At 31.6% G+C, this 24,010-nt stretch carries 22 protein-coding genes and 4 pseudogenes; 8 read left to right on the top strand and 18 right to left on the bottom strand.

Annotation, left to right across the window (positions count from 1 at the left end):
- Window positions 1–745 precede the first annotated feature (745 nt).
- The 6 genes and pseudogenes from SBL16_RS06925 to SBL16_RS06950 form a co-directional block, all read right to left on the bottom strand.
- Window positions 746–1,204 carry a MepB family protein gene (locus SBL16_RS06925; RefSeq protein WP_107634678.1) on the bottom strand — a complete coding sequence of 153 codons (459 nt, stop codon included), beginning with the start codon at window positions 1,202–1,204 and terminating at the stop codon, window positions 746–748.
- Window positions 1,205–1,721: 517 nt separating this feature from the next.
- Window positions 1,722–1,961 carry a hypothetical protein gene (locus SBL16_RS06930; RefSeq protein WP_233664277.1) on the bottom strand — a complete coding sequence of 80 codons (240 nt, stop codon included), beginning with the start codon at window positions 1,959–1,961 and terminating at the stop codon, window positions 1,722–1,724.
- A complete protein-coding gene (locus SBL16_RS06935) occupies window positions 1,948–2,769 on the bottom strand; it encodes an ATP-binding cassette domain-containing protein (protein WP_107612341.1) in 822 nt (273 codons plus the stop codon). Before SBL16_RS06935 ends, SBL16_RS06930 begins: the two co-directional genes overlap by 14 nt.
- Window positions 2,770–2,959: 190 nt before the next feature.
- Window positions 2,960–4,333 (bottom strand): annotated as a pseudogene (gene thrS, locus SBL16_RS06940) (threonine--tRNA ligase); the annotation flags it as partial.
- 80 nt (window positions 4,334–4,413) lie between these two features.
- Window positions 4,414–4,536 carry a hypothetical protein gene (locus SBL16_RS06945; protein ID WP_259341614.1) on the bottom strand — a complete coding sequence of 41 codons (123 nt, stop codon included), beginning with the start codon at window positions 4,534–4,536 and terminating at the stop codon, window positions 4,414–4,416.
- Window positions 4,537–4,714: 178 nt separating this feature from the next.
- Entirely contained in the window at window positions 4,715–5,698 is a 984-nt protein-coding gene (locus tag SBL16_RS06950; RefSeq protein WP_107612340.1) for a metal ABC transporter solute-binding protein, Zn/Mn family, read from the bottom strand.
- 267 nt (window positions 5,699–5,965) lie between these two features.
- Between SBL16_RS06950 and SBL16_RS06955 the strand changes: the two genes are divergently transcribed.
- Window positions 5,966–6,844, top strand: coding sequence for a CobW family GTP-binding protein (locus SBL16_RS06955; RefSeq protein WP_107612339.1), 879 nt, complete (start codon window positions 5,966–5,968; stop codon window positions 6,842–6,844).
- 72 nt (window positions 6,845–6,916) lie between these two features.
- Here the strand turns inward: SBL16_RS06955 and SBL16_RS06960 are convergent, their stop codons facing one another.
- From SBL16_RS06960 to SBL16_RS06990, 7 genes and pseudogenes are all read right to left on the bottom strand, one after another.
- Entirely contained in the window at window positions 6,917–7,441 is a 525-nt protein-coding gene (locus SBL16_RS06960; RefSeq protein WP_107612338.1) for a DUF3267 domain-containing protein, read from the bottom strand.
- Window positions 7,442–7,527: 86 nt separating this feature from the next.
- Window positions 7,528–9,567 carry an Ig-like domain-containing protein gene (locus SBL16_RS06965; RefSeq protein ID WP_107612337.1) on the bottom strand — a complete coding sequence of 680 codons (2,040 nt, stop codon included), beginning with the start codon at window positions 9,565–9,567 and terminating at the stop codon, window positions 7,528–7,530.
- A gap of 31 nt (window positions 9,568–9,598) precedes the next feature.
- Window positions 9,599–10,615 carry a zinc ribbon domain-containing protein gene (locus SBL16_RS06970; protein ID WP_119472263.1) on the bottom strand — a complete coding sequence of 339 codons (1,017 nt, stop codon included), beginning with the start codon at window positions 10,613–10,615 and terminating at the stop codon, window positions 9,599–9,601.
- On the bottom strand, window positions 10,616–11,935 hold the full coding sequence (locus SBL16_RS06975; RefSeq protein ID WP_107613552.1) for a PrsW family glutamic-type intramembrane protease: 1,320 nt from the start codon (window positions 11,933–11,935) through the stop codon (window positions 10,616–10,618).
- Window positions 11,936–12,696: 761 nt separating this feature from the next.
- Window positions 12,697–12,993 (bottom strand): LysR family transcriptional regulator substrate-binding protein, encoded by a 297-nt coding sequence (locus SBL16_RS06980; RefSeq protein WP_107613553.1) that lies wholly within the window; start codon window positions 12,991–12,993, stop codon window positions 12,697–12,699.
- A 151-nt stretch (window positions 12,994–13,144) separates the two neighbouring features.
- A pseudogene (locus SBL16_RS06985) lies at window positions 13,145–14,075 on the bottom strand (IS3 family transposase).
- 122 nt (window positions 14,076–14,197) lie between these two features.
- Window positions 14,198–14,545, bottom strand: a complete 348-nt coding sequence (locus SBL16_RS06990) for a TetR/AcrR family transcriptional regulator (RefSeq protein WP_226861110.1) — start codon at window positions 14,543–14,545, stop codon at window positions 14,198–14,200.
- A 200-nt stretch (window positions 14,546–14,745) separates the two neighbouring features.
- Here SBL16_RS06990 and SBL16_RS06995 point away from each other — a divergent pair.
- A pseudogene (locus tag SBL16_RS06995) lies at window positions 14,746–14,877 on the top strand (ATP-binding cassette domain-containing protein); the annotation flags it as partial.
- Window positions 14,878–15,103: 226 nt separating this feature from the next.
- On the opposite strand, the gene SBL16_RS07000 reads toward SBL16_RS06995, so the two are convergent.
- Together SBL16_RS07000 and SBL16_RS07005 are read right to left on the bottom strand one after the other, a co-directional pair.
- Entirely contained in the window at window positions 15,104–15,676 is a 573-nt protein-coding gene (locus tag SBL16_RS07000; protein WP_182476494.1) for a TetR/AcrR family transcriptional regulator, read from the bottom strand.
- A gap of 30 nt (window positions 15,677–15,706) precedes the next feature.
- Window positions 15,707–16,492: an arylamine N-acetyltransferase gene (locus SBL16_RS07005; RefSeq protein ID WP_053016936.1), complete on the bottom strand. Its 786-nt coding sequence runs from the start codon at window positions 16,490–16,492 to the stop codon at window positions 15,707–15,709.
- Window positions 16,493–16,628: 136 nt separating this feature from the next.
- Here SBL16_RS07005 and SBL16_RS07010 point away from each other — a divergent pair, with 136 nt between their 5' ends.
- From SBL16_RS07010 to SBL16_RS07020, 3 genes are all read left to right on the top strand, one after another.
- A complete protein-coding gene (locus SBL16_RS07010) occupies window positions 16,629–18,038 on the top strand; it encodes a DHA2 family efflux MFS transporter permease subunit (protein ID WP_107399184.1) in 1,410 nt (469 codons plus the stop codon).
- A 32-nt stretch (window positions 18,039–18,070) separates the two neighbouring features.
- Complete coding sequence (locus tag SBL16_RS07015) at window positions 18,071–18,442, top strand: DoxX family protein (RefSeq protein WP_023374382.1); 372 nt, start codon at window positions 18,071–18,073, stop codon at window positions 18,440–18,442.
- A 66-nt stretch (window positions 18,443–18,508) separates the two neighbouring features.
- Window positions 18,509–19,462, top strand: a complete 954-nt coding sequence (locus SBL16_RS07020; RefSeq protein WP_053016934.1) for an amidohydrolase family protein — start codon at window positions 18,509–18,511, stop codon at window positions 19,460–19,462.
- A gap of 360 nt (window positions 19,463–19,822) precedes the next feature.
- Here the strand turns inward: SBL16_RS07020 and SBL16_RS07025 are convergent, their stop codons facing one another.
- The 3 genes from SBL16_RS07025 to SBL16_RS07035 all read right to left on the bottom strand — a co-directional run bounded on the left by SBL16_RS07025 (window position 19,823) and on the right by SBL16_RS07035 (window position 20,847).
- The gene (locus tag SBL16_RS07025) at window positions 19,823–20,017 is read right to left on the bottom strand and encodes a hypothetical protein (RefSeq protein ID WP_223197198.1); all 195 of its coding nucleotides are present in this window, start codon (window positions 20,015–20,017) and stop codon (window positions 19,823–19,825) included.
- A gap of 122 nt (window positions 20,018–20,139) precedes the next feature.
- The gene (locus tag SBL16_RS07030; protein ID WP_107366725.1) at window positions 20,140–20,340 is read right to left on the bottom strand and encodes a zinc-binding dehydrogenase; all 201 of its coding nucleotides are present in this window, start codon (window positions 20,338–20,340) and stop codon (window positions 20,140–20,142) included.
- A 195-nt stretch (window positions 20,341–20,535) separates the two neighbouring features.
- The gene (locus tag SBL16_RS07035) at window positions 20,536–20,847 is read right to left on the bottom strand and encodes an alcohol dehydrogenase catalytic domain-containing protein (protein ID WP_133171193.1); all 312 of its coding nucleotides are present in this window, start codon (window positions 20,845–20,847) and stop codon (window positions 20,536–20,538) included.
- 265 nt (window positions 20,848–21,112) lie between these two features.
- On the opposite strand from SBL16_RS07035, the pseudogene SBL16_RS07040 reads away from it, so the two are divergent.
- The 3 genes and pseudogenes from SBL16_RS07040 (at window position 21,113) to SBL16_RS07050 (ending at window position 23,936) form a co-directional block, all read left to right on the top strand.
- Window positions 21,113–22,429, top strand: a pseudogene (locus SBL16_RS07040) (ISL3 family transposase).
- Window positions 22,430–22,774: 345 nt separating this feature from the next.
- Window positions 22,775–23,347, top strand: coding sequence for a TetR/AcrR family transcriptional regulator (locus SBL16_RS07045; protein ID WP_076690068.1), 573 nt, complete (start codon window positions 22,775–22,777; stop codon window positions 23,345–23,347).
- Between the two features lie 19 nt (window positions 23,348–23,366).
- The gene (locus SBL16_RS07050; RefSeq protein ID WP_107612334.1) at window positions 23,367–23,936 is read left to right on the top strand and encodes an isochorismatase family protein; all 570 of its coding nucleotides are present in this window, start codon (window positions 23,367–23,369) and stop codon (window positions 23,934–23,936) included.
- Window positions 23,937–24,010 lie beyond the last annotated feature (74 nt).

Here is a 24,010-nt window from a genome sequence, read left to right on the forward strand (position 1 = left end):
TTCAAAAAATTAAAATTGAACGGTTTAGTTAAGTAATGCTTATTTTATTTGTAAATGCTTGACTAATCGTAGGAAAATGGGAGTAGGACAGAAATAATATTTTCTCAAAATTTATTTCGTTGTAACCCCAACTTGCATTGCTTGTAGAATTTCTTTAAAAAATTCTCTTTGTTGGGGCCCCGAACCCCAACTTGCTTTGCTTGTAGAATTTCTTTAAGGAATTCTCTTTGTTGGGGCCCCGCCTACCCCGGCAAGGATGACTAGGTTTGAAAAAAGCTTGATTCAATCGCATTTTCAAATCAGTCAGCTACTGACAAAATGATAAAGTAGGCTGAGACATTTTATTTTGTCCCAGCCTCTAGATAAAAATATTATTTATTTTTTAGCTTGGTAACTATGATATATATGCCTATCATCACTAAAATCACTTGGAAAAAGTTACCAATTAACAAGACGACAATGTAAAACGGGATGATAAAAAGCAGTGCTCCAAAGAATATAGAGAAAAATAGTATAACAAAAGACATGTTCTCAGAAACGTTGATATTCAAATTGTTCCCCAACAACCACCTGATTAAATCATTTACAAACCACACACATTTCCATATACAATACATAAACACTGCCAGCAAAAATATAGAATAAGGTACTACTACTAACATTTGAATAAATGCAATGATACCGTCCATCGATTATCTCCAATTACATATAATATTTTTATTACTGTATAGCGTAGGTTGAGTATTTATTCATGCACTATCTCATTAAAATAAGCACACTGCCATGCTTGTGTCTTAGCTGCAGTGTTATTTAATCCCGTCTCCCAAGGTGGATACACTCTCAATGCCATTTTCCCTTTAGAATCATCACTTTTTAAAATACCTTTCTTGATCAATATATCCTTTGGAAATATAAACTGGCCTCTCCGATTATCATCAACAATATTCACTATTAATTGATTCTCTAAATCATCCTCATTAAAAGGCACATTCGTATTATTTTCATCTTTCTTCCACATAGCGAAAAAGTAACCCTTTTTATTAGGTGTCCTTTGAGCAAATCTACTTTTGAATAGGCCATTTCGAGTTTTTATTTCTACCGCTTCATATTGTTGATTCCATTCTTCTAATACATAAGAAACATCAGAATTTGAAAATAACAATTCTAACAAATGGTAAGATTGCATCGTCTCAATGGATTTCATAAATATCTCCTTTTATGATATTAATTTCACTTACAGCCAATATTATTTGCATTAAATATACTCTGATTTATTAAAATTAATATATAGAACTGTAGTTAAAATTACTAAGTAGACAACCATCCATATATTAATTATAAGAAAATCCTTATTTAAGATAAGCATTATATCTTCATTTAACATCATCATAAAATCACTTATCGGTGGGAAGATCCAAAGAACATAGCTTGAAATAGAAAAAGCTTCAATTATAACAACTCTTAATATTGAAAACAGAAAAATCAACATCATTATTAACCAAACAAATTTATAAGATAGTTTTGGAATTGTTTTTAATAAGGTTGTAATAAGAACGCCCACGATTATTGTAATTATATGACTATAAATACCAATTACAATTTCTATTAGATTAGGTATATGCTCAAATCTAAAAGTAATTATAGGATAAATAATTGCGACTATACCCAACGGTAAAATAAGTAATATTGAAAATATTAATTTATTAGTCAAATATGTACTTTTAGATTTTAGTTGAGTAAATAATAATTGTTTTTTTTTGGAGAGATTCTGCGTCAATAATTGTTACAGTTATCCAACCAGTTACAAATAAAAGAACCATTGATGTGCTAGCAAAACTAGACATGATTGGTTGACCAGAATAAAAATATATAATAATTAGTAACGTAAAAAATGTCACAAAAGGTGCTATTAGCTTATAAGTTCTAATATAGTTTTTAAATTGATACTTAATTAACGCCATTTTTTGTATACCTTCTTACTTCTTCAATAAAATATCCATTATGGATTAATAATGCTATCACTTGATTACTTTGAGATGAATTTACAATAATACTTCCATCTTTGCTCATTTGAAAGTCATGTTCTTTTAAAATAATAGATAATTCTTTTTCTGACACTTGTATAATTTTAATCAACATCTTCATATCCGCATTAGTTGAACTATTATCTATTAGATGATTTTGTTCAATATTATATCGATGGGTAACAAACGTATAATCTACTATTTGTTCATGTGAAGTTAGTACGATTGTTGCAAATTGTTTGAATTGAATTAATAACGACTTTAACTCTGCGATGGCATTTTTATCAAGACCAGAAAATGGTTCATCCATAATATAAATATCTGCTTTTTTAATTAAACACTGGATTAGATTCACCTTTTGTTGAGTACCTTTAGAACATTCATGAATTCTTTTTTGCAAAAATAGTTCTAAGTTAAACAGATGCGTCAATTGACTTAATTTAATGTCAGATTGATTTTTAATACTTATACTATCAATAAAATCTAGATATTCTTTAACAGTTAAATTAATAGTCATTGGCAAATGATCTGGTGCGTAACTTATGTTACCTTTAACACTCATCAATCTACTAGAAGGTTTCATTATATTGGCTAGCATTTTTAAAGTAACACTTTTCCCTGAACCATTCTTACCTTCAATTAAAATAATAGAGTTATTTGGAAAGTTCATACTCATATTTTTAATAATTGCTTGATGATTAATTTCTTTTGAAATGTTCTTACCTTCTACAGAAAATGTTTGCATTTCAATACTCCTAAATCTAAAAGACGTTATGTTTATTGTATCTTTCTTACTTATAAAAACAAAATTTTACTATTCAAATACATTATATAATTATTCTACAATTTTCATATTTACATTTAATATCTAGACATTAAAAAGCCTATCAAAGTGTTCATACTCTGATAGGCTGCATTGTACTCACGCTATACCTCTATACTAATAACGCTTTACTTTCAATTTCATGTTTTAACTTTTCAATAAATGCTTGAATATCCATTGTTTCATTATCATCATGTGCATATTTTCTAACTGAAACAGTGTGATGTTGTTGTTCATCGTCTCCTAATACTAATGTGTATGGGATTTTATTCAACTGGCTTTCTCTAATTTTTTTGCCAAGCTTTTCTTCTCTATCATCTATAGCAACACGGATATTCTCATCTCTTAGTGCTTCTGCAACTGTACGGACGTATCCGTCATTATTATCTGATACGCCAATTAAATTCACTTGTACAGGTGCCATCCATAGTGGGAATGCACCTTTGAAGTGTTCAATTAAAATACCGAAGAAGCGGTCTAGTGAACCGAATACTGCTCTATGCAATACAACTGGTCGTTCTTTTTCATTTTGTTCGTTAATGTAAGTTAATTCGAATTTCTCTGGCATTTGGAAATCTAATTGCACTGTAGCACATTGATGGCTTCGATTTAATGCGTCTTTAATATGCACATCAATCTTAGGACCATAGAAGACTCCGTCCCCTTCATTAACAGAATAGTCTAATCCAAGGTCATCCAATACATGTGCCAATGATTGCTCCGCTTCATTCCATAAGTCTAATTCTCCTAAGTAATCATCAGGACGTGTTAATAATTCAATACTATATTCAAAGCCAAATACTGAATAAATATAATCAATTAATTTCAGAATTTCTTGCACTTCTGATTTGATTTGAGATTTCATAATAAAGATATGCGCGTCATCTTGGCAGAACGTTCTCACGCGTAGTAAACCATTCAACGCACCACTAAATTCATGACGGTGCACTTGACCAAATTCAGCAATTCGAAGCGGTAAATCTTTATAAGATCTAAGTTCATTTTTGAAAATTAACATATGTCCCGGGCAATTCATTGGTTTCAACGCGTAATCATTTTCATCCACTTTAGTGAAATACATATTCTCATGATAATGGTCCCAATGTCCTGATTCTTCCCAAAGTCGTTTGTTCATCATCAATGGTGTTCTTACTTCATCATAATCGTGTTTCAATTGAACTTCTCTCAAGAAACTTTCCATTTGATTGCGAATGAACTGACCATTAGATAGGTAGAATGGCATACCTGGTGCTTCTTCAGAGAACATGAATAATTTCAACTGTTTACCTAAGCGTCTATGATTTCGCTCTTCCGCTTCTCGTAAGAATTCAAAATAGTCATCAAGTTGATCTTTAGAACTAAACGCTACGCCGTAAATACGTTGCAACATCTTGTTATCACTATTTCCTCGCCAATAAGCACCTGATACTTTAGTTAATTTAAAGTGATTTACAAATTTAGTACTTGGTACATGTGGACCAACACATTCACGCGTTCATAAATATACAAAAGGACAGCTAGTAGAATTTAATCTGCTAGCTGCCTATTTTTAATAAATATTAATGATTATTTAGATTTACTATCTTTTTGTTTTCTTTTTTGCAAATAAACGCCAAATACAGGTGCCATTCCGACTATTATAAAGAATAGCGTATAAAATATAATATGAACCAATGTACTTAAAGACATTTGCAATGGCCTCCTCTAATGCTACATTTCATTATCACCATAACATTAATCCCTGCCTAATTCTATCTATTATCCATAGGGAGGTAAGACTTACCTCTTCCTCTAATAAATCAAGACCTCATGACTATCATCACGAGGCCTTGATATGAAACATTAATACCTTTTTTATTATATCGTATTATTCATTCTTAAGGGCTTTTTCAATCGCTTTAACGTTCTCTTTCATAAATGATTGATACGTATTTTTGTCATCATCTTGTTGTTTCGTATGTGAGCCCATATTATAGAATTTAATTGTTTTTGCGTCAGTTTCTTTTCTAACTGTGTCGGCAACTTTGTTAGATACATTTTCTTCAGCTAAGATATATTTCACTTTATCTTCTTTAATTTGTTTAACAATATTTGTTAAATCTTTTTGGCTAGGTTCTTCAGCATTCATATTTTCAATACCTTCTTGTTTGAAGTTATATCTATCAGCTAAGTAACCAATAGAGTCATGTGAAATATAAACCGTTTTACCTTCATTACCTTTAACTGCTTCTTTCATATCTTTATCGATGCCTTTTAAGTCTTTAACTAATTTATTATAGTTATCTTCATAGTAATCTTTATGTTTACTATCTTTCTTAACTAATTCATCTTTAATTTCTTTAGCGAATTTTTGACTAATCACAGGATCTAACCAGATATGAGGATCATATTTGCCATGGTGATGGTGCTCATGTTCTTCGCCGTGTTCATGCTCTTCACCATGTTCATGCTCATGTTCATGTTCTTCGCCTTTTAATAAGTCACTATTTTTATCTAATGTTGATTCTAAAGATAATGTTTTATCTTTATCATTAATGGCTTTGGCAATTTTCTTAGCTACGGGGTCTAAATTATCACCTGTGTATACGAATAAATCTGATTTGCCAATATCAACCATTTGTTTCTGACTTGGGTCATATGTATGTGGGTCTACTCCGTTTGGATAAACTGATTCAACATCAACATATTTACCACCGATTTGTTGCGCAAATGATTTAAGTGGATAAACTGTCGTCTTAACTTCTAACTTACCTTTATGATCAGATGATTTATCACTATCACCTTTGCCACATGCTGCAAGTGATAATGCTAAAACAGCTACAAATAATAAAATAATACTTCTCTTAAACATGTACACATCTCCTAAATCAAAATCATTACGTTTTATTATTTACATTAATCCGTCTAATTGTCAATGCTAATTTTTAAAATTATTAATGTTAGACATCAGAAATGCATTTAATCTCTCTTGATTTATTCATTTTTTGAAAATGTGTATCAATTTAGGTATACTTTTTTAAATAGTAATAATTACGATTTGTTTTTTGGTTTATTTCGCTACCTCAATAACACTGTAAAATCGTAACGTTGGTATCTCATTCAAAGTTAGGAGTTTATTATGGAAATCATTATTGTTGGAGGTTTCTTAGGCAGTGGCAAGACAACAACATTGAACCACCTAATTAAAGACGCATTGAATCATGATATAAAAACCGCATTAATTATAAATGAATTTGGAAAAATGAGTGTCGATAGTCATCTCATTGAGCCAACTATTCCTATCAGTGAGATTGTAGAAGGCTGCATTTGTTGTGCTATGAAATCAAACGTTTCACAACAATTGCATGAATTATATTTAGAACATCAACCAGATCTTGTGTTTATAGAATGTAGTGGTATAGCTGAACCATTGGCTGTTGTTGACGCCTGTCTAACACCTGTCCTAGCTCCAATTACCACTATTAGAAGTATGCTTGGCATCATTGATGCAAAGTTGTACGAGAAGATAGAAACATACCCTAGAGATATTCAAGCGTTATTTTATGAACAATTAAGTCATTGCTCTACGCTATTTGTAAATAAAATTGATATTGCTGATTTTAATCAAGTCGCTCGCTTATTAAGGCATCTAGAGGTCATTAATGGAGACGCAAACATACAAGTAGGACAATGGGGAGAATTAACGTTAAACACATTGTTAAACGTGAAACATTTAGATGCTAAACAAAGAGGTACACTCCATCACGCCATCAATCATCAGTTGATAGACACGCCTCGCTCACAACCAAAAGCAGCGTTCATTGAAAGGTTAACCCAACTCCCACAACAAGTTTACCGTGTAAAAGGATTTGTTCGTTTTACAGATAATGAATTGATACATCTAGTTCAGTATGCTGGAGGAGAAATCGAATTAACACCGATTCAATTCAAATCAGATGTTCCTTTATATTTGGTAGCTATTGGGAAACATTTAGATGATATCGAGTTAGACTTATAACAATAAAAAATCCAACACGAGATCGTGTTGGATTGTCATATAAGCTTTTACTAAACAAAAGTAAAGTAAGCACTATTGAATGATAATGCCTTTATCGGTTGTTTCAATGGTTGCGTCTTTCGGGGCTTTAATCATTTTACAAACCCAATAGAAATCACCAGCACAACATCCTGCATGAAATGTTGCAAAGAAGAAAAAGAGCCCCCGTGGAAACCATCCTAAAAATAACGTCACTATAAATAGCGTTGTAATAATGACAAACGGTGCGATACTACTAATTAAAAACGTAAGCGGTGTGAACGTCCCACCTGGTATCGCACAATAAATCATACCGCTGGCTGCCCCAAAGTAGACTTTATTCTTAGGTGAAAATAGTTTGAAAAATATCCCGTGAATACACTCATGAACAACAAACATAAGTACAATAAGAATAATCACGAATAATGCGTTAACTAACAAAGAATCAAAAAATTTAGGTGCATCCGAAAACTTCATAATAATATAAAAAATAATGCCGAAAACAACAAAGCTAATATAAGAATATATAGCTAACTTATTCGCCAATTTTTTATCTTCTAACAAGTTAATTTCTTCCAAACATAACGCTCCTTTTGAAAGTTTTGTTACTACAATCGTAATATGATTTCGTGAAGTTCACAATGCATCGTTGTTTCATTTTTGATTTATTTTACTTTTAACTTTAAAGAAGCACTCTTATTATTCGCTTTATCTTTGGCATACATAACGAGTGTTGTTCCTTTTTTCTGTGGTCTTATATTAATCGTATATGTTCCTTTAGAATTAACAGTAGCACTTCCTAATTTAGTAGAACCTTTGTAAATATAAACGATTGACCCTTTTTCACCTTTTCCAGAAATCGTTCTTGGTGCCATCTTGCTGACTGTCGGCTTTTTAGGTGCTGTTCTATCTAATACAGTTATTGTTACAACTTTACTTTTATTTTTATATTTATTAACTGTATAAAGTTGTATTTGGCTATTCGCCAATTGTTTAGGTATTTTCATAAAATATTTGCCATCTATTACGGACGCTTGCCCTATCTTTTTACCATTCACATAAGCATACATCGTCATTCCCGAAGATGCTTTACCTCTTATTTCAGTTGAAAAGTCTGCAACAGGATCTACTGAAAATGTTTGTACATTCTCCGTTCTTTCAACTTTAAACTGACAATTAAGTTGATTGTTAGCATACACAGGATCATATCTCATTTCATTACCATATTTATCAGCAGCTAATATTTGATCAATATTCACAACACCTGTCTTAATATAATCCGGAAGTTTAAACTGGAATTTAACTTGCCAGTTACCATTGTCCAATAATGTCAGTGTTCTTGTAGAATGTGTAAACTGCATTGGAATGTATTGGTGTGTGCCTCTTTCATAACCATCTGGTTCAACTGTAGACATATCCGCACTTGCAAACATCAAATCACTTTCATCTTCAATCTCAGCCGTAAGCGTCACAATATCATTAGGATTATACACTTTCTTATCTAAGCTAATGTTCACCACTTTCGGATCATCATATTCTGCTTTACGTGTTGATGAAGCATCAAATGCTGAACCATCATAACCACCTAACGGATCTGCTGTACTATCATTGATTACTTTAATTACAATATTATTGAAGTTACTTTCACAGTTACTATCATAATTATCATTCCAACACTTTATATCTAAATCAAATGCCTCATCCACCATTTTATCTGGTAACTTAATTTCGATTAATGATTCCCAGTTACCATTGGGTTTCTTGTAGAATCGAGTTGTACGTCCAATATAAGCAGTTCTATCGAAATAATAAGGCGGATCACTTATATACCAACCACCATAACGATGAGAAAAAAGTTTAGCTTCATTGTAGATTGGTTTAACAAAATCTTTATTATGTTCAGTATATATTCTTACTGTTTCGCCCGGTTTATATGTTACTTTATCTGTTTCAATACCTAATATACCTTGATAAGTGGTATCGTCACGACCATATTTGTATGTGCTATTTCCTCGTATATCACTCATTCTCTCATCATTATATTCTTTAATTCTTCTAATTTCTTTTTCTTGGTCACTTGTAGCATTAGATGAAACTGTATATTTTCTATTCACTTTAATTTGTGGTGTCGTCGCTTTTGGTGCAATAGTGTTGTGAAGTGTTTTGTTTGAATGACTACTATATTTAACTGCTGTGTTTACATGTTTAGTATTATTTGATGCAGTATTTAATTGTTCTTGCTTAACTAATTTTTTGTCATTTATTTCCTTAGTAGGTGCGGTTGTAACCTTTGTTGATTGTAAATTACTAGTGCTTTTTTGTATTTTTGAAGTGTTGACTTGTGGTGCATCACTCTTAGGAATGATTGATTGTTTTGAAGTCCCCACATCCGACTTAGTTAATGGTATATGCTGTTTTTGTTGTGTTGCATTTACATTTGTATATGTTTGTTGCTTATTTTTAACATTATTTAGACTGCCAGTAGTCTTATTAATGTTATTTTGAACTTTACTATTCGTTTGATTTTGTTGAACTGATTCTTTTGACGTCGCTTGTTGATTATTTATTTTATTCTCAGCTGCAAAAGCTTTCGCTTGATTACCGCTTAAATGATGTGAGAGTACGCCTACTGCAATCATTCCTTGGCAAGCAATGATTGTTTTAATTGTCATTTTAATTAGTCGTTTTTGAGTATTTTCTTTCATCTATCTATCCCCTTAAATTTTTATGTTGCCTTTAATAATCCCACTCTTCTCCATCCCATTCAGAGGTGCTACCATCACTTTTCTCTACTATAATTGCTCGATGGGCTTTATCTTCATTTTCTTTACCATAATTAACTCTATAACTGAATTCACCTTCATCGACTGAGTGTATCCAATCACTACTATCTAACACATCATTCGCAATGGCTCTTGCTTCACTTGTGCTTGCTACTTCATCGCTATCGCTATCATCTGAATTATTACTTGGCAATTGATCGACATTCTCTATAGCTAATACCATGCCATCTTTAATTGTTACTAAGACACTAAAATCATTATCTTTATACGTATCATAAATGAGCGTATTGCCTTCTCTATCGTCAGGTTCACCGTAATGTTCAATGTAGTCGTCTTCCGTTATATTACTTGGTGTGACGATGACTTGACTTACATCATCGTGCTCATCATATAAAACAGCTATATCCCCATACTTTTCATATGTACTACCTTGTAAATAGACTGTGCCATTCGATTGTCCGTATCTCGTTTCAACACCTGAGCGGCTCATACCGTTGTATATTTCTGCATATCCATCCGTTGAAGGAGACTTAGTATATGCCTGGTCAAATTCATCACTAAAAATATCAATTTGCGCTCCTTCAGAACTACTATCTGAAGTATCTGAACTTTGACTTTGTGTCGTATCATTAGAACTGTTATGACCAGTAAATTGGTTATAAGCAAAATAAAGACCATATAAGAGTAAGCTTAGAATGGCGACTATAAGTATTGCTAACAACACTTTCCCAAAACCAGAGCTTTTATGATGGTCATTATCTTGATAATGATATGTATATCGATCATTTACTTCTTTATCTCTGGCAATTCTATTGTGATTACTGTATTGGTTATTTGGTTGATTACTTTGTTGGTTACCTTGTTGATTACTTTGTGTATTACTTTGAGATTCATGTAGCTTAGTTCCACAGTTATTACAAAATGATTGATTGTCATTGATTTTACGCCCACAATTTGTACAATATCTCATTTAACGCTGTCTTCCTTCCATTTCTAGATAATCATTTTGAATTTGGTTTACTTGATTAAGCCCAGATTTCATTAATATAAACACAAAAATCCATGCAATAATAATTAAGAAAACCATTTTCAAATTACTACTTCCTAAAACTGTTATATCTGTATCCCAAATACAATGGAGAATCACAGATACAAAGAAGAAAAATAGAAAGCGCTTATCTAAAATATTAGCCCAGGTAAAATGACGCGCATCTTTAACAATAACTGCTGCTGCACCAATGATAGACGCCCATACTAAATGTCCACCAATTGCTGACCAACCTCTTAAAATAGTAATATCCATAATTTCAGTTAAATCTGGTGTACCAGTACTCAAAATCCCATAATTCAAGATATATCCTGCTGTTTCAAATACAGCAAAACCTGCACCTATAGAGGCACCAATCAATAGACCATTTAGTATCTTGTTTGTTTTAAGATAGTTAATAAATAAGATAACTATTATGGCTTTACCAAGTTCTTCAACTAATCCTATTAAGAACGCGTCAGTAATCGTCATGATTCCATAAGTTTCTAATTCATCACTAAAAGAGACAAAATTATACAAAATGATCGTACTTAGTAGCGAAAATACGCCACCTATAAAAAACATTTTCAATACTTCAAAGAAACTAATATTCTGAAACGCATTAGATTCATAAAAAAATATCAGACCAGAAATAGGAACAATGAGTGCACCTATAAAAATCAATCCAGGTAACGCATTCGTATTCGCAAATGTATTAACTAAAATTAATAAGACCATAAAAGTGATACCTAAAGCTAAAAACACACGTGAAAAGACCCATGGCTTAGCCCATTCTTGTGACACATCTTTAATGTGTGGTGTCGTATTTTTCGTACCAGCAATAAAAATGTCATCAGATTCATGCTTAGCATGAGATTTAAATACTTCTGAAAACATATCCTTCAAATTTAAGTTCAACACTTCCTCATTACCAGCAAGTCTACCAATTGATTTGGTTGTGTTATTGAATAAATTTTTCGCCTCATATGCTAAATTCATATTTTCAGTGATTTCTACTTGTTGATTATTATGAACAAAAGCACCTGGAATCGCTTGAGTATCAGTATTCGTTAAATCATAGCCACAATTAGTACAAAACTTGTCACTCTCATCTACAATTTCATGACAACTAGGACACGTTAAATTAGGTGAAATCTCCTCTTTGTCCACTGTTTTCAAATTATCAGCCATTAAGTCATGACCACAATATTGGCAGAATTTATCATCCCTCTTTACATTGCCACCACAAGCTAAACACTCCATTTAGTTGCACTCCTTATTTTTAATTATTACTAATACAAATATTTTAATTTATTTCAAGTAAAAATACTATTTAAATTTAAAGGATTTTTAAAAATTTTAAATAATTAATTAATAGGCGTTGCTATATAGAATTATTATTTATAATAACTAAATGAAGATGCTGCAACTACTTAATAAACCCTCTGAGTAATGATGCTATTTTTATTACAATAATTACTAGATTGTGACCTTTTCTAACTATTCTCTCACAATTTTTATTATTTCTATTGTTTGGAAATTCTACAATAATATTTCATATATTTGAGATTCAGAAAAAAATTGACATTGTAAACGATTAATAGTGCAAATATCGGTACTTTACTTTTAAATTAAAGCGAATTATTAGAAATCCCCATGTTCGTTAATCAGTGCTCGTTTTTATAGCTCTTATCGGCGTGTCATTATTATATATTTGTTATTTAATAGCCCTATCATACACCATTAAAATAGTTTTACAATTTGAGATAATCGATTTTTTTGAGATTTTTTATAAATACACATCGCTTCCCTAGATAATGATAAATTTTCAATTTAAAAAAACTCTATACTATCTAATTTTTCTATTAGCAACTCCGAAACAATCGACACACCTTGCTCATATTTAACACTTTCTAAAATATTTTTTTGGGGCCCTATTTCTAATATTTCTTCAAATTCAAAAGCACTTTGAATTTGTTTTAGTTCTTTTAAAATAAAGTGATATAAAGAAGATTGTTCTAATTTTATTTTAAAGGTTTCTTTAAGTCATTCCATGCAATGGGTGATTGTGACCAATATGCTTTTGATGCAACGAGTTGTAATTGATCTTTATAAATGACTTTCTTCATGAAATTGTGAGCATCGATTTTAATGTAGTTAGAAACAAAAGCAATATCTATTTGGTCTGATGCTAACTTACTCATAATTTCACTTGAACTTCCCATGATCAATTTAATTTTAAAATTATTATTTTTTTGATAAATATCATTAGTCAACTTTGGTAATAACCTTTTTCCGTACAATGGTGTTGCCCCAATAATAACTTTTGTAGTTTATTGTGTTTCATTTTGGTCTAGTACTTCAATTGCTTGATTATACAAAGTAACGATTTCTTTTGCATATTTATAAAACAACTCACCATCATGCGGGCACTGAACCCCTAAAGTGGGAACTTAATAAAAAAACAATATTCTAGGCTGCTAATTCCCTGTATTTTACAGGGGCTAAGTAGCCTAGCTTTTGTTGAATTCGATTATTATTATAGTTTTTAATGTAATTTTCAACAATATCAATTACAATTTGATTCAATGTATCATTTACTAAGCTTTGATCCTGTTTGTTATCTATTTTATATGCAACAATTTCTCCGTTATAAAGATCCATAATTGAAGATAAATACAACATGGGGTTACCGAAAGATAAATAAGTAATATTTGTTGTTAATACTTCCATTGGTTGACTTGCTTTAAATTGTCTTTGTAGTAAATTATCTGTTTTATAACAAGGTTTACCAATGCTTTTAGTCTTTTTAGGTCTAACTCGACAATTTAAATCATTCTTCTGCATGATTCTCTGAATTCTTTTATGATTAACTGCTACTGAAGACAATTGATTAATCAAGGTTGTAATTTTTCGATAACCATAGATGTATTGGTTGTCTTTACACAATTGAATGATTTTTTGCTTCAAGTCATCATTTTTATAGTTCTTGTGTTCCCATCTATAATATGTCAGTTCAGGTATTTCTAAAACATCAAGTATTATTTTTACTGAATACTTATGCTTTAATTGATCAACTAATTTTACGATTACTTTTGGTACCCCTTCCTTTCCAATTCTTTTTACTTTTTTAAAATATCTATTTCAATATCTTTTCTATTATTCTCTAATTTTAATTCTTCAACTTCTGAGAGCTCTTCAGGTTCTTTACCATAAGTATATTGCTTACCGACTTGTTGAGAAAATCTATAAGTTTCCCCATTTCGATACCATCTCCACCATGTTTCCACCTGTGTTCTATTTCTAATATTTAATGTTTCTATAATTTCTTTTATCGAATAACCAGATTTTTTCATCTCAATAGTTTTATACTTGTTTTTAATGAATAAGACACTCTTTTCATAGAAAAAACACCTCCGTATGATTCATTTTAAATGAATTCAACGAAAGTGTTTTTATATTATTCCCATTATTTGAGGGTCAGTGTCATATAATTAAAAATTATTTTTCCTTATTTGTAAGTGCCTAAGTATTCATAATAGGCACTAAACGAACTTCAATGTTTTGTTGTAAATTCTTTTTCATGGCTTGGTGGACAATATAAACGCCATTATCTCTTAACAATAAAAGTAGTAATTCTCCTTCATTAATCCAAGAGTTTAACGCGTGTTCAAAGAATTGACGTCGTTCCTCAAATTGAATTTGTGTCAATTGACGCTTCCCTTTTTTCATCATGACTTTTTGATATTGAAATAAAAAGTCATCTTTATCTCTATAGTGTTGATAAAATGTTCCCCTACTAATGCCACTTTCATCACAAATATCTTTAATACTAATGTCATCATAAGATTTAACATTTAGTAGTGTAATCATACTTTTTTTCAATTTTGGTTAATATTTTATACACACGTTTATCCATGGTTTCTTCGTTCATTTGTGTCGCCCCCATAACATTATTGAACATTTATATCTCATGTGTCTGATTATTTCAATTGATGCATGCAATTGTCGAAAATTGATTTATATTGAATATACAGTAATTAAACAGAGTGTCAAATAAGGAGGTACACAGCATGATGCAGACGATTGCTTCACTTAAAGACGCAGTAAAATCCTATGATAAACATAAAGTTTTAGACCAAATCAGTCTAGACATTAACGAAGGCGAACTTTTGGGACTAATAGGACCTAGTGGTTCAGGTAAGATGTTCTTATTCTTCTTATCTTTATTATTTTATTTATCATTTTAAATATCATCGGACTTAAGCGTTATCGCAAAGTTTAACAATCTATCATATGACTTATAAAAATTGTAGCCTGGGACATAAATTAATATCTCAGGCTACAATAAATTTTAAGGGGCTATTTAATGAACTAGTGTTTATTTACATTTACTCCTTTCTTAATTCTGTCCAACTTTCAAGCTATTATCTATCCTATAAATATATCTAATAGTCTACTTAAAAATTGGTCTTTTGTCAGTTGTTGATCGTGTTTGGCAAAGTAATAGAAATCTGATGAAAATGAGTTTAGCATCAACTTAATCTTAAACTCTAAATCTTGGGTCTGTTGTTGACTAGTGAACTGGTCTTTAATCAAATCTTTCAGTTGTTCATAAAATGGAATATTAATCATTGACTGATGTTGAGAATTTGATTTCTCAATAAAGTTTAGGACATTAAAGTTTGCCTCTTTTAAATCTAAATAAATAGATAAAATACCATATATTTTATCTCTCACAGTCGCATCTTGATGCTGATGTAGGAACGTATCCATTTCATCAAACATATCATGAACCTTTTCATCCATCATCGCTTGGCATAGTAACGATTTACTTTCAAAGTGACGATATAAAGTGCCTACACCCACACCCGCTTTCTTCGCGATTTCCGCCATATTCATCTCACTAATATCTTCACCCTGTGCTAATAGTTGAGTCGTTGTCTGTAAGATGATTGCTTTATTATGCGTTGCATCACTACGTTTTTTCCGTTGATTGATCATCTTATCCCCTTCCAAATGATGTGCTCTCTTTTATGGTTCTAGTCTATTAATTTTAACATCTAAATTGAATTCTTCTTTTAAAAATTGACGATAATTTTCACTTGTCATATCATATTTTTCTTTATCTCGTTGTTTCGTTAACGTTAAATTATTTTGAGACATTGTCGCACGACCATATGATTTAGGCATTGTAACTAGAAGACGTTTAACGAATGTAGAGTTAGGATTAATTTGATTGTATTCAATATTGTAATCAAAATCATGAATGTCTCTAGGTTCTAATTCCGCTTCGTATTCTGTATCCCACTCATTATCTTTCCATTTTTGAATGTAGAATAAGTGATCGTCTACATAAATCGCACGATATTCGCCGTTAATATCTTCAATGATAGCATCACTATCTTGATCAATAATTGGCATAGCACTGATTGGCAAGTCACCATAACCTACATCTGCGACATAATTGACACCATCAATCGGCACGATTAATGACATATGAGATCCTTTAAGACTACGTCCACCACCCGGTGTATGAATAGTTGCAGATACCATATTCGCTGTAAAGCCTTTTGCTTCTAAGTACGCTTTGAAGAAGTGATTCATTTCATAACAGAAACCACCTCGTTGATGATTAACGATTTTTTCATAAATATCGTCTACTTCTACTGATATTCTTACACCATTTTGAACATCGATATTTTCAAAAGGTACTGTTAACATATATCGTTTTAAATAATAATTTAATGCTTCTAAGCTTGGTTCATTATATTTATTTGAATCTATATTTAAATAATTTTCAAGATCTTCAATATTCATTACTAAGTATCTCCTTTTTCCTTTTTTCGTTTTTTAACACTATCTATATTATATTGAATTCATAAATTTGACAAACGGAACACATTCCGAATAAAATAAGTGATAGTTGATTCCACTTGAGAAAAGAGGTGAACTTATGACTCAGACACAACCAACACATTTAAATATAAAACAACGTAATTTAATGATAGCGGGCATGATGATTGGTGCTTTTATCGGCGTCTTAAACCAAACGTTACTTACGACGATATTGCCAGAGATTATGAAGGACTTTGCGATATCTAGTAGTACAGCACAGTGGTTAACGACCATCTTTATGTTAGTGAACGGTATTATGATTCCTGTCACAGCCTACTTAATAGAGAAGTTTTCATTACGTACATTATTCTTTACGGCTGCGACCTGTTTAATACTTGGTTCTTTAATCTGTATGTTAGGGGTTACATTCCCATTATTATTAGTTGGGCGTAGTATTCAAGCGTTAGGTGCAGGTATTTTAATGCCACTGTCTCAAACACTATTATTCATTATTTTTCCTGTTGAAAAGCGTGGTATGGCAATGGGAATCTTTGGACTTGTCATCGGCTTTGCACCTGCGATTGGTCCTACAGCAGCAGGTTGGTTCATCCATCTATTCGATTGGCGCTATCTATTTTTAGTCGTGCTCTTAATTAGTGTGGTTGACGCTATTTTCGGTTTCTTATATTTGAAAAATATTACCGAGACACAACAACCTTCGTTAGATATCTTGTCAGTCATCATGTCTACGTTAGGATTTGGTGGTTTACTTTATGGCTTTAGTTCAGCCGGTAATCTTGGTTGGTCGCATCCATCCGTTTACATGACGATTATCATTTCCATCATTATACTTGCGTTATTTATATGTCGTCAGTTGAAACTATCTTCACCGTTACTCGAATTTAGAGTATTTAAATACCGTAGTTTCACCATTTCGATGACTTTAATTGTATTAATGTTTGTACTCTTTATCGGTAATTTGACTATTTTACCTATTTACATGCAAACCATGATGCATTGGTCACCTTTAGAATCTGGTCTCATCTTATTACCCGGTGGACTCGTCATGGGCTTGTTGTCGCCTGTTACTGGTAGATTATATGACCGTGTTGGCGGCCGAAGTTTAAGTATCACTGGCATGTTATTAATTATGATAGGTGCCTTATTCATGGCACAGTTCAATCCACAGACATCCGCATGGTATGTCATTGTGACATTCTCCATCTTGATGTTAGGTAATTCCATGATTATGACACCAATGACTACACAAGCATTAAACGCTTTACCTGTATCATTGATTGCACATGGAACGGCAATGAATAATACAATTCGCCAAATTTCAGCAGCTATTGGTACGGGTATACTTGTAACACTGATGACTGGTTTCGGTCACCTTTCACCATTACACGGTGCAGCCGGCCTTATCCATGGTCTAGATATGACATTTTATATCGTTGCCTTTGTAGCACTGATAGGTGCATTCATTGCACTCTTCTCAGAAAAAAGACAATCAAATACAACTCACTAATCTTTAATATTATTTAATAGGAGGTGTTAAGCATGTTACTAAGACATGTTATTAACGCATATGTAGGAAAAGAAATTTTTAAAAGTAGTTTACCAAAAGTAAAAAATGACGATGCTATGGCACAACAATTTAAAGAAGGATTCGGATTATCACGTCGTTCAATGCGATTAGCAGGATTATTCGAATTTGTAGGTTCTATCTTTTTATTTAGTTCAATTTTAGGCAAACTTGGCCAAAAATTAGTCGTTGTGGGCACTCTAATGATTAACATAGTGATGGGTACAGCAATCTACAATCACTATAAAGCAGGACATGGTCACCAAGGTGCCAAAGCCGCTTCTAAATTCTTTATGTTAAATGTTCTTAGCTTAATCGAAGTTTTAAGTTTAAATCGTCGTCAATAAAAGATTATATTTTTTAAAACTGGATAAATATTTAATATAGTCATTTAATGAAAGGAGGACAATCATATGTCAAATGCAAAAGCGATTGATACACATGCACATTTATGGAGCGAAGACTATTTAGAGAAATTAGGCAAATTAGGTAGTCAAGGTACAGAGGTTGCTAAAGGAATTAATCAATCTGCCTCTAAAGAAGATCTAGACAAGCGCTTTAAAATGATGGACGATGCTGGCGTTGATATGCAAATCATCTCTGCCACACCACAATCACCACAATGGGGTACAAAAGAAGAAGCACATCAAAGTGCACAAGAGATTAACGATTTATATGAATCATTGATTCAACAATATCCAGACCGTTTCTTAGCATATGGTGCAGTATCTCTTCCATATGTCGATCAAGCTATTAAAGAAGCGCAAGAACTACTTAAAAAAGATGCCTTTGTAGGTATTGCGATTCCAACTATTGTGAAAGATAAAGTGTCAGTTGCCGACAAACAATTCGAACCTTTCTTCGAAGCTATGAACGAATTAAATGCAACACTTTATATTCATCCAACTGGTTGTGGTGCCCAAAGTCCACTCGTGAACGACTATCAATTAGAATGGGTGATTGGCGCACCATTAGAATCTACATTCATTACGTTACAATTAATTAAAAACGAGATTCCACAAAAATATCCAAATATCAAATTCCATATTTCACATTTAGGTGGTGCTTTACCATTCTTCATGACTCGTATTAAAGACAATTACGAAGACTGGAACGCCTTTAACATTGATCCATATGAAGTATTAAATCGTCAATTTTGGTATGATACTGCTAATTTCCATGAACCTTCTTTAATCAATACCATTGATACATTCGGTAAGGATAAGCTCATGATGGGGTCAGACTTCCCTTACTTCCAAGATGAGAAATATACACGTGGTGTAGACTATATTAAAAACAGTGATATTGATCCAGACACAATTGACGGTATTTTAAGAGGTAATGCAATTCAGCTCTTTAATATTTAATTTTATATTTCTACTACTACTTATTCATGTTAGCAATTTATAAGAAATGAAATTATTATTTGAGCTGTGTTAATTGTAGTTATGAGATTAAAAATGCTTGTTTTAATCTTATATACTTGATTAACAATAAAGGCTGTTGAAAAGACATATAGAACATAAACAATCTTTAAATTCCATGTAAATTAACTACGAAAATATACGAAAGTAAGTTCATAGAAAGTTGGGCTCATAAGAGGTAAAGATATATATAAGAGCAGAACGGATAACTAGTAATTAGCTATCTGTTCTGCTCTTTTTTGTAATCTTTAAATGCTTTTTATTTAGAAATCACATATAAAATTGAGAATCTAAGTATTGAATTTAAAAAGTTGGAATTACTTTGGATATAGATATTAATAATACCGGTTTAATAACTTTTCCAGAATTTGAATCTAAAATTGCTTGGTTAATATATTCGAAGTCATAAAATTTAACTAATTTATTAAAATCAAATTGTCCTTGCTTATATAATTCAATTAATTGAGATATTTCAAATTGAGCAATCGCATCACTCATCAATACACCTTAATGGACTTATTTTGGAGTACTAAATCTGTAAAGCTATTCATTTCTAATTTATTTTATGTTACAGCTATAGAGGCCATTACTCCTTGCGTACCAAGAACATCTATAGCAGACTACATAACAGTTGAAACTCCTATTTTGTCAACAGAAAAACTCACCCCTTTGCCATTAGTTATTTTATTTACTTCTTCAATTAAATCTTCATTAGAAATATTAATCACATGCGTGGCACCTAATTCCTTTGCAGTACTTAATCTGCGACCATGAATCTCTACAGCAATAACTTTTGTACAGCCTTGTGCTTTTGCTAACATTAATGCTGCTGAACTTACCGCACCAGTACCAAATACAACTATACTATCTCCAACTTTAGGTTTTAAGCCATTTACAATTGTTCAAGCTCCAGTTAAGAATCCACATCCTAAAGGGGCAACTAATCTTAAATCAATATCATTATCTATTTTAACTAAGTTTCTATAATTTGTAATTGTATGTGTAGAAAAAGAGCTTTACGTAAAGAAATTAGATACTGCTGTTCCATCTTGCTTTTTGAATGTGTATGATCCGTCTATTCTAGCCCCACTCATATTTAATGTAGTCCAATTTATACAAGAAGAAGGATTCTCTGAATTGCAGTTTTCACATTCTCCCCAAGTATTGTAAGCCATTAAAACTTGATCTCCAACTTTAAAATTTGTAGCTTGCTCACCTACCTTTTCGATAATTCCTGCTCCTTCATGTCCTAATAGTGCTGGAAAAGAAAATTCTGCATCACCAATTCTCATTGCTTCGTCAGAGTGACAAATATATGAAACTACCACTTTAACAATAACTTACTCACTTTGTATATCTTGAAGTTCTAAATCTCCGAATTCATAATCCCCTTTAACTTTGTTAATAACTGCTGATTGTATTAACATAATATCATCGCTTTATCAATTAATATACATATTTTTAGGTTCTATACTTAATTGGACTGATGAAAATCAGTTCAATTTTTTTATGTCTTTAAGAATATAAAAATGGCGCAAATATCTCTATAATTGTAAGTGCCTTAAACCAACAATGAGGAGAGATATTGCGCCTATGACTGATTGTATATCAAAAATACTTGGAATTAAAGATAAAAATATTAAATTTGAAGACACATTAGATGAAAAAGTCTATAAAGGAATGACCTGTTTATTCTTTTACGGTGAACTATCCTATACACCTCCAAGGTGGGCATTATGTGGGTATAAAAATAAGGATTATTCAATCGTTAAAAATGGCAAGAAACAATCATGCATTACGCTTAATAAAATGAATGAAAGACCAGCTTATTTAGTATTAGCGAAGCAACGCTTTTATTGTAAATGTTGTGAGTCTCACTTTACTGCTAAAACAAATGTTGTTGATATGTACTGCTATATTGCTAACTCGACCAAGCTAGCGATTGTCGATAAAGCCACAGAAGTCCGTTCAGAGAAAGCCATCGCCCGTGATACATCTGTATCACCTACCACGGTCTCTAGATACATTGATATGATTGCGAATCAAATACATCAAACGCCTTAATCAATCCTCGCCCGAACACCTTATGATGGATGAATTTAAAAGAGTTAAAAATGTATCAGGGAGTATGAATTTTATTTACGCCGATGCGTTGACGCATCCTATTGTAGATATCGTAGAAGATCACCGTTTATTTTCGTTAAAACGATATTTTAATCGGTTTCCTTTAAAAGAACGTCAAAAAGTAAAAACCATTACGATTGATATATATCCACCTTATATAAATTTGATTCGTAATATGTTTCCTAATGCACATATTATTATTGATCGCTTCCATATTGTACAATCTATTCATCGTGCGCTTAATATGGCACGTGTCAGTGCCATGAATGACCTAAAAAACGCACATCGCCCAGATTACAATAAGTGTAAACGTTATTGGAAACTGGTCTTAAAACCTACGGAAAACTTAGAATCCTTTGAATATAAAAAAATGAGATTGTTTAAAGAATGGAAGACCGAAAAAGGTGTCGTCAAGCATATTTTAGCTTTAAACTCAACATTAGAACGTACTTACCACTATGTAAATCAACTACGCACCTGTATTAAAACGAATGACTTCTCGGCATTAGTGACAACTTTATCTATGATTGACTTATCACTGACTCATAAAAAATTTAAGCCAGTTGTAGAGACTTTACTCAAGTACACTGATTTCATCAAAAACACCCTCACTTATACTAATCTGACCAACGGTCCAATTGAAGGCATTAACAATAAAATTAAATTAATTAAACGGGTATCTTATGGTTATAGAAATTACAATCACCTGCGCAATCGCATAATTTTGTGTTCTAAACTTTACGCATATAGACCAAAAAAGAGATTAAGCAATGTTTCGTTGCTTAATCTCTATAATTGAGGCCATCAGTCCAATTTGACAGAGAGCCATATTTTATCGCTTTTGTAATCGTTTTCGTAATTTTACTTCTTACTAAAAGTATTGTATTAGAAGAAATGAATAAAGCTAGTAATTATAACTTAGCAAAAATTGTTTTGTTTTAATAGATGATACTAATATCAAAGTAAATTAAAGAATAGTAATTGATTCACCCACTATCTTTAAAACCCACTTTTTTAAAAGTATATTAGAATAAATATTTTTTAGATTAAACGCTTGAAACGGGGACTCGTCTCACTTATAATGATTTTATTAAATATGTATGAAACAAATAATTTGAAGGTAAGGTTTATATGTCAAAGCGAAGTGATGCTATTAAAAATGAAAAGCTTATTATAAAAACAGCTAATGAACTTTTCAATATGTATGGTGTAGATTCGATAAGTATGAAAAAAATAGCGGAAGCCGCTCAAATTGGTAAAGGAACATTATATCGTCACTTTTCCAATAAGTCCGATATTTGTTCTGCACTGTTGAGTCAAGAAATTGAACACATGTTTAATCAGATTGATTATAAAAAGAAAATTCAAACTGATCAGCAAGAATTACTTCGTTTTATATTTTTATCTCTTATTGAAATTATGGAGAAAAATGTAAGTTTAATTAAAGAAATTGAACGTTCAGACAAAAAAAATCGTGTACTTATGCAGACACCCTTCTATGTAAAACTTAAATCAGAAGTTATGTCATGTATAACAAAAATGGATATTGTCAATGATCCTGATTTTCATGCTGATATTTTACTGAATTCTTTTTCAGCAGATGTATTTGAGTATCAACATTATGTTAAAAAGATTCCCTCCAAACAATTTGTAGATCGTATTTTGAAAATTTTTGTTCGAGGTATTCAGTCCTCAAAACTTTGATAACGAAAGGAAGATAAAAATGGATTTCAAGAATACAGCTTTAGTTTTAGTTGACTTACAAAAAGGTATTGCGAATACTGTTGAAACAGCTCCACATAGTGTCTCAACAATATTAAATAATGCTGCAAAAATGGTGGAATTATTTAGAAAGAATGAAGGTTTTATAGCATTTATTAGGGTTGATTTTATTGACGGTAAAGATGCTCTAAAGCCTAATGCGATGAAATCCTTGCCAGGAGGTAGTCCGAATCCTGATTTTGCTGAAATAGTTGATGAACTTGGGGTAAAATCAACGGATTATGTTGTAAGTAAACGAGGATTTAGTGGCTTTTTTGGCACAGACTTAGATTTACAACTACGACGTCGAGGTATTCAAAATATCGTCATTGGTGGCATTTCTACACATATGGGTGTTGACACTACTGCGCGTGATGCTTATCAAAATGCATATAATCAATATTTTGTTTCTGACATGATGTCTGCACCTGAAGCATCATTACATCAATTTTCAATTGAACAAACATTTCCATTTATGGGACAAGTTGTTACAACAGAAGATATGATTAAAATTTTAGACTCTAAAAAGTAGTAATCTTTAAAAGAACACGAAAGTCTTTATTTTGACTTTCGTGTTCTTTTATTGACAAATTCTTAAAATAGAAC

It is taken from the genome of Staphylococcus sp. NWU MK-U1, assembly GCF_033283505.1.
Classification (GTDB): domain Bacteria; phylum Bacillota; class Bacilli; order Staphylococcales; family Staphylococcaceae; genus Staphylococcus; species Staphylococcus haemolyticus.

Excerpts from the sequence above, each read along its gene's own strand:
- SBL16_RS06935 (WP_107612341.1), bottom strand. The coding sequence starts at position 2,769 with ATGCAAACATTTTCTGTAGAAGGTAAGAACATTTCAAAAGAAATTAAT.
- SBL16_RS06970 (WP_119472263.1), bottom strand. The coding sequence starts at position 10,615 with ATGAGATATTGTACAAATTGTGGGCGTAAAATCAATGACAATCAATCA.
- SBL16_RS06950 (WP_107612340.1), bottom strand. The coding sequence starts at position 5,698 with ATGTTTAAGAGAAGTATTATTTTATTATTTGTAGCTGTTTTAGCATTA.
- SBL16_RS07050 (WP_107612334.1), top strand. The coding sequence starts at position 23,367 with ATGGATTTCAAGAATACAGCTTTAGTTTTAGTTGACTTACAAAAAGGT.
- SBL16_RS06925 (WP_107634678.1), bottom strand. The coding sequence starts at position 1,204 with ATGAAATCCATTGAGACGATGCAATCTTACCATTTGTTAGAATTGTTA.
- SBL16_RS06930 (WP_233664277.1), bottom strand. The coding sequence starts at position 1,961 with ATGGCGTTAATTAAGTATCAATTTAAAAACTATATTAGAACTTATAAG.
- SBL16_RS06990 (WP_226861110.1), bottom strand. The coding sequence starts at position 14,545 with ATGATTACACTACTAAATGTTAAATCTTATGATGACATTAGTATTAAA.
- SBL16_RS07000 (WP_182476494.1), bottom strand. The coding sequence starts at position 15,676 with ATGATCAATCAACGGAAAAAACGTAGTGATGCAACGCATAATAAAGCA.
- SBL16_RS06955 (WP_107612339.1), top strand. The coding sequence starts at position 5,966 with ATGGAAATCATTATTGTTGGAGGTTTCTTAGGCAGTGGCAAGACAACA.
- SBL16_RS06945 (WP_259341614.1), bottom strand. The coding sequence starts at position 4,536 with ATGTCTTTAAGTACATTGGTTCATATTATATTTTATACGCTATTCTTT.
- SBL16_RS07025 (WP_223197198.1), bottom strand. The coding sequence starts at position 20,017 with ATGAGTGATGCGATTGCTCAATTTGAAATATCTCAATTAATTGAATTA.
- SBL16_RS06965 (WP_107612337.1), bottom strand. The coding sequence starts at position 9,567 with ATGAAAGAAAATACTCAAAAACGACTAATTAAAATGACAATTAAAACA.
- SBL16_RS07020 (WP_053016934.1), top strand. The coding sequence starts at position 18,509 with ATGTCAAATGCAAAAGCGATTGATACACATGCACATTTATGGAGCGAA.
- SBL16_RS07010 (WP_107399184.1), top strand. The coding sequence starts at position 16,629 with ATGACTCAGACACAACCAACACATTTAAATATAAAACAACGTAATTTA.
- SBL16_RS07045 (WP_076690068.1), top strand. The coding sequence starts at position 22,775 with ATGTCAAAGCGAAGTGATGCTATTAAAAATGAAAAGCTTATTATAAAA.
- SBL16_RS07030 (WP_107366725.1), bottom strand. The coding sequence starts at position 20,340 with ATGTTAGCAAAAGCACAAGGCTGTACAAAAGTTATTGCTGTAGAGATT.
- SBL16_RS07005 (WP_053016936.1), bottom strand. The coding sequence starts at position 16,492 with ATGAATATTGAAGATCTTGAAAATTATTTAAATATAGATTCAAATAAA.
- SBL16_RS07015 (WP_023374382.1), top strand. The coding sequence starts at position 18,071 with ATGTTACTAAGACATGTTATTAACGCATATGTAGGAAAAGAAATTTTT.
- SBL16_RS06975 (WP_107613552.1), bottom strand. The coding sequence starts at position 11,935 with ATGGAGTGTTTAGCTTGTGGTGGCAATGTAAAGAGGGATGATAAATTC.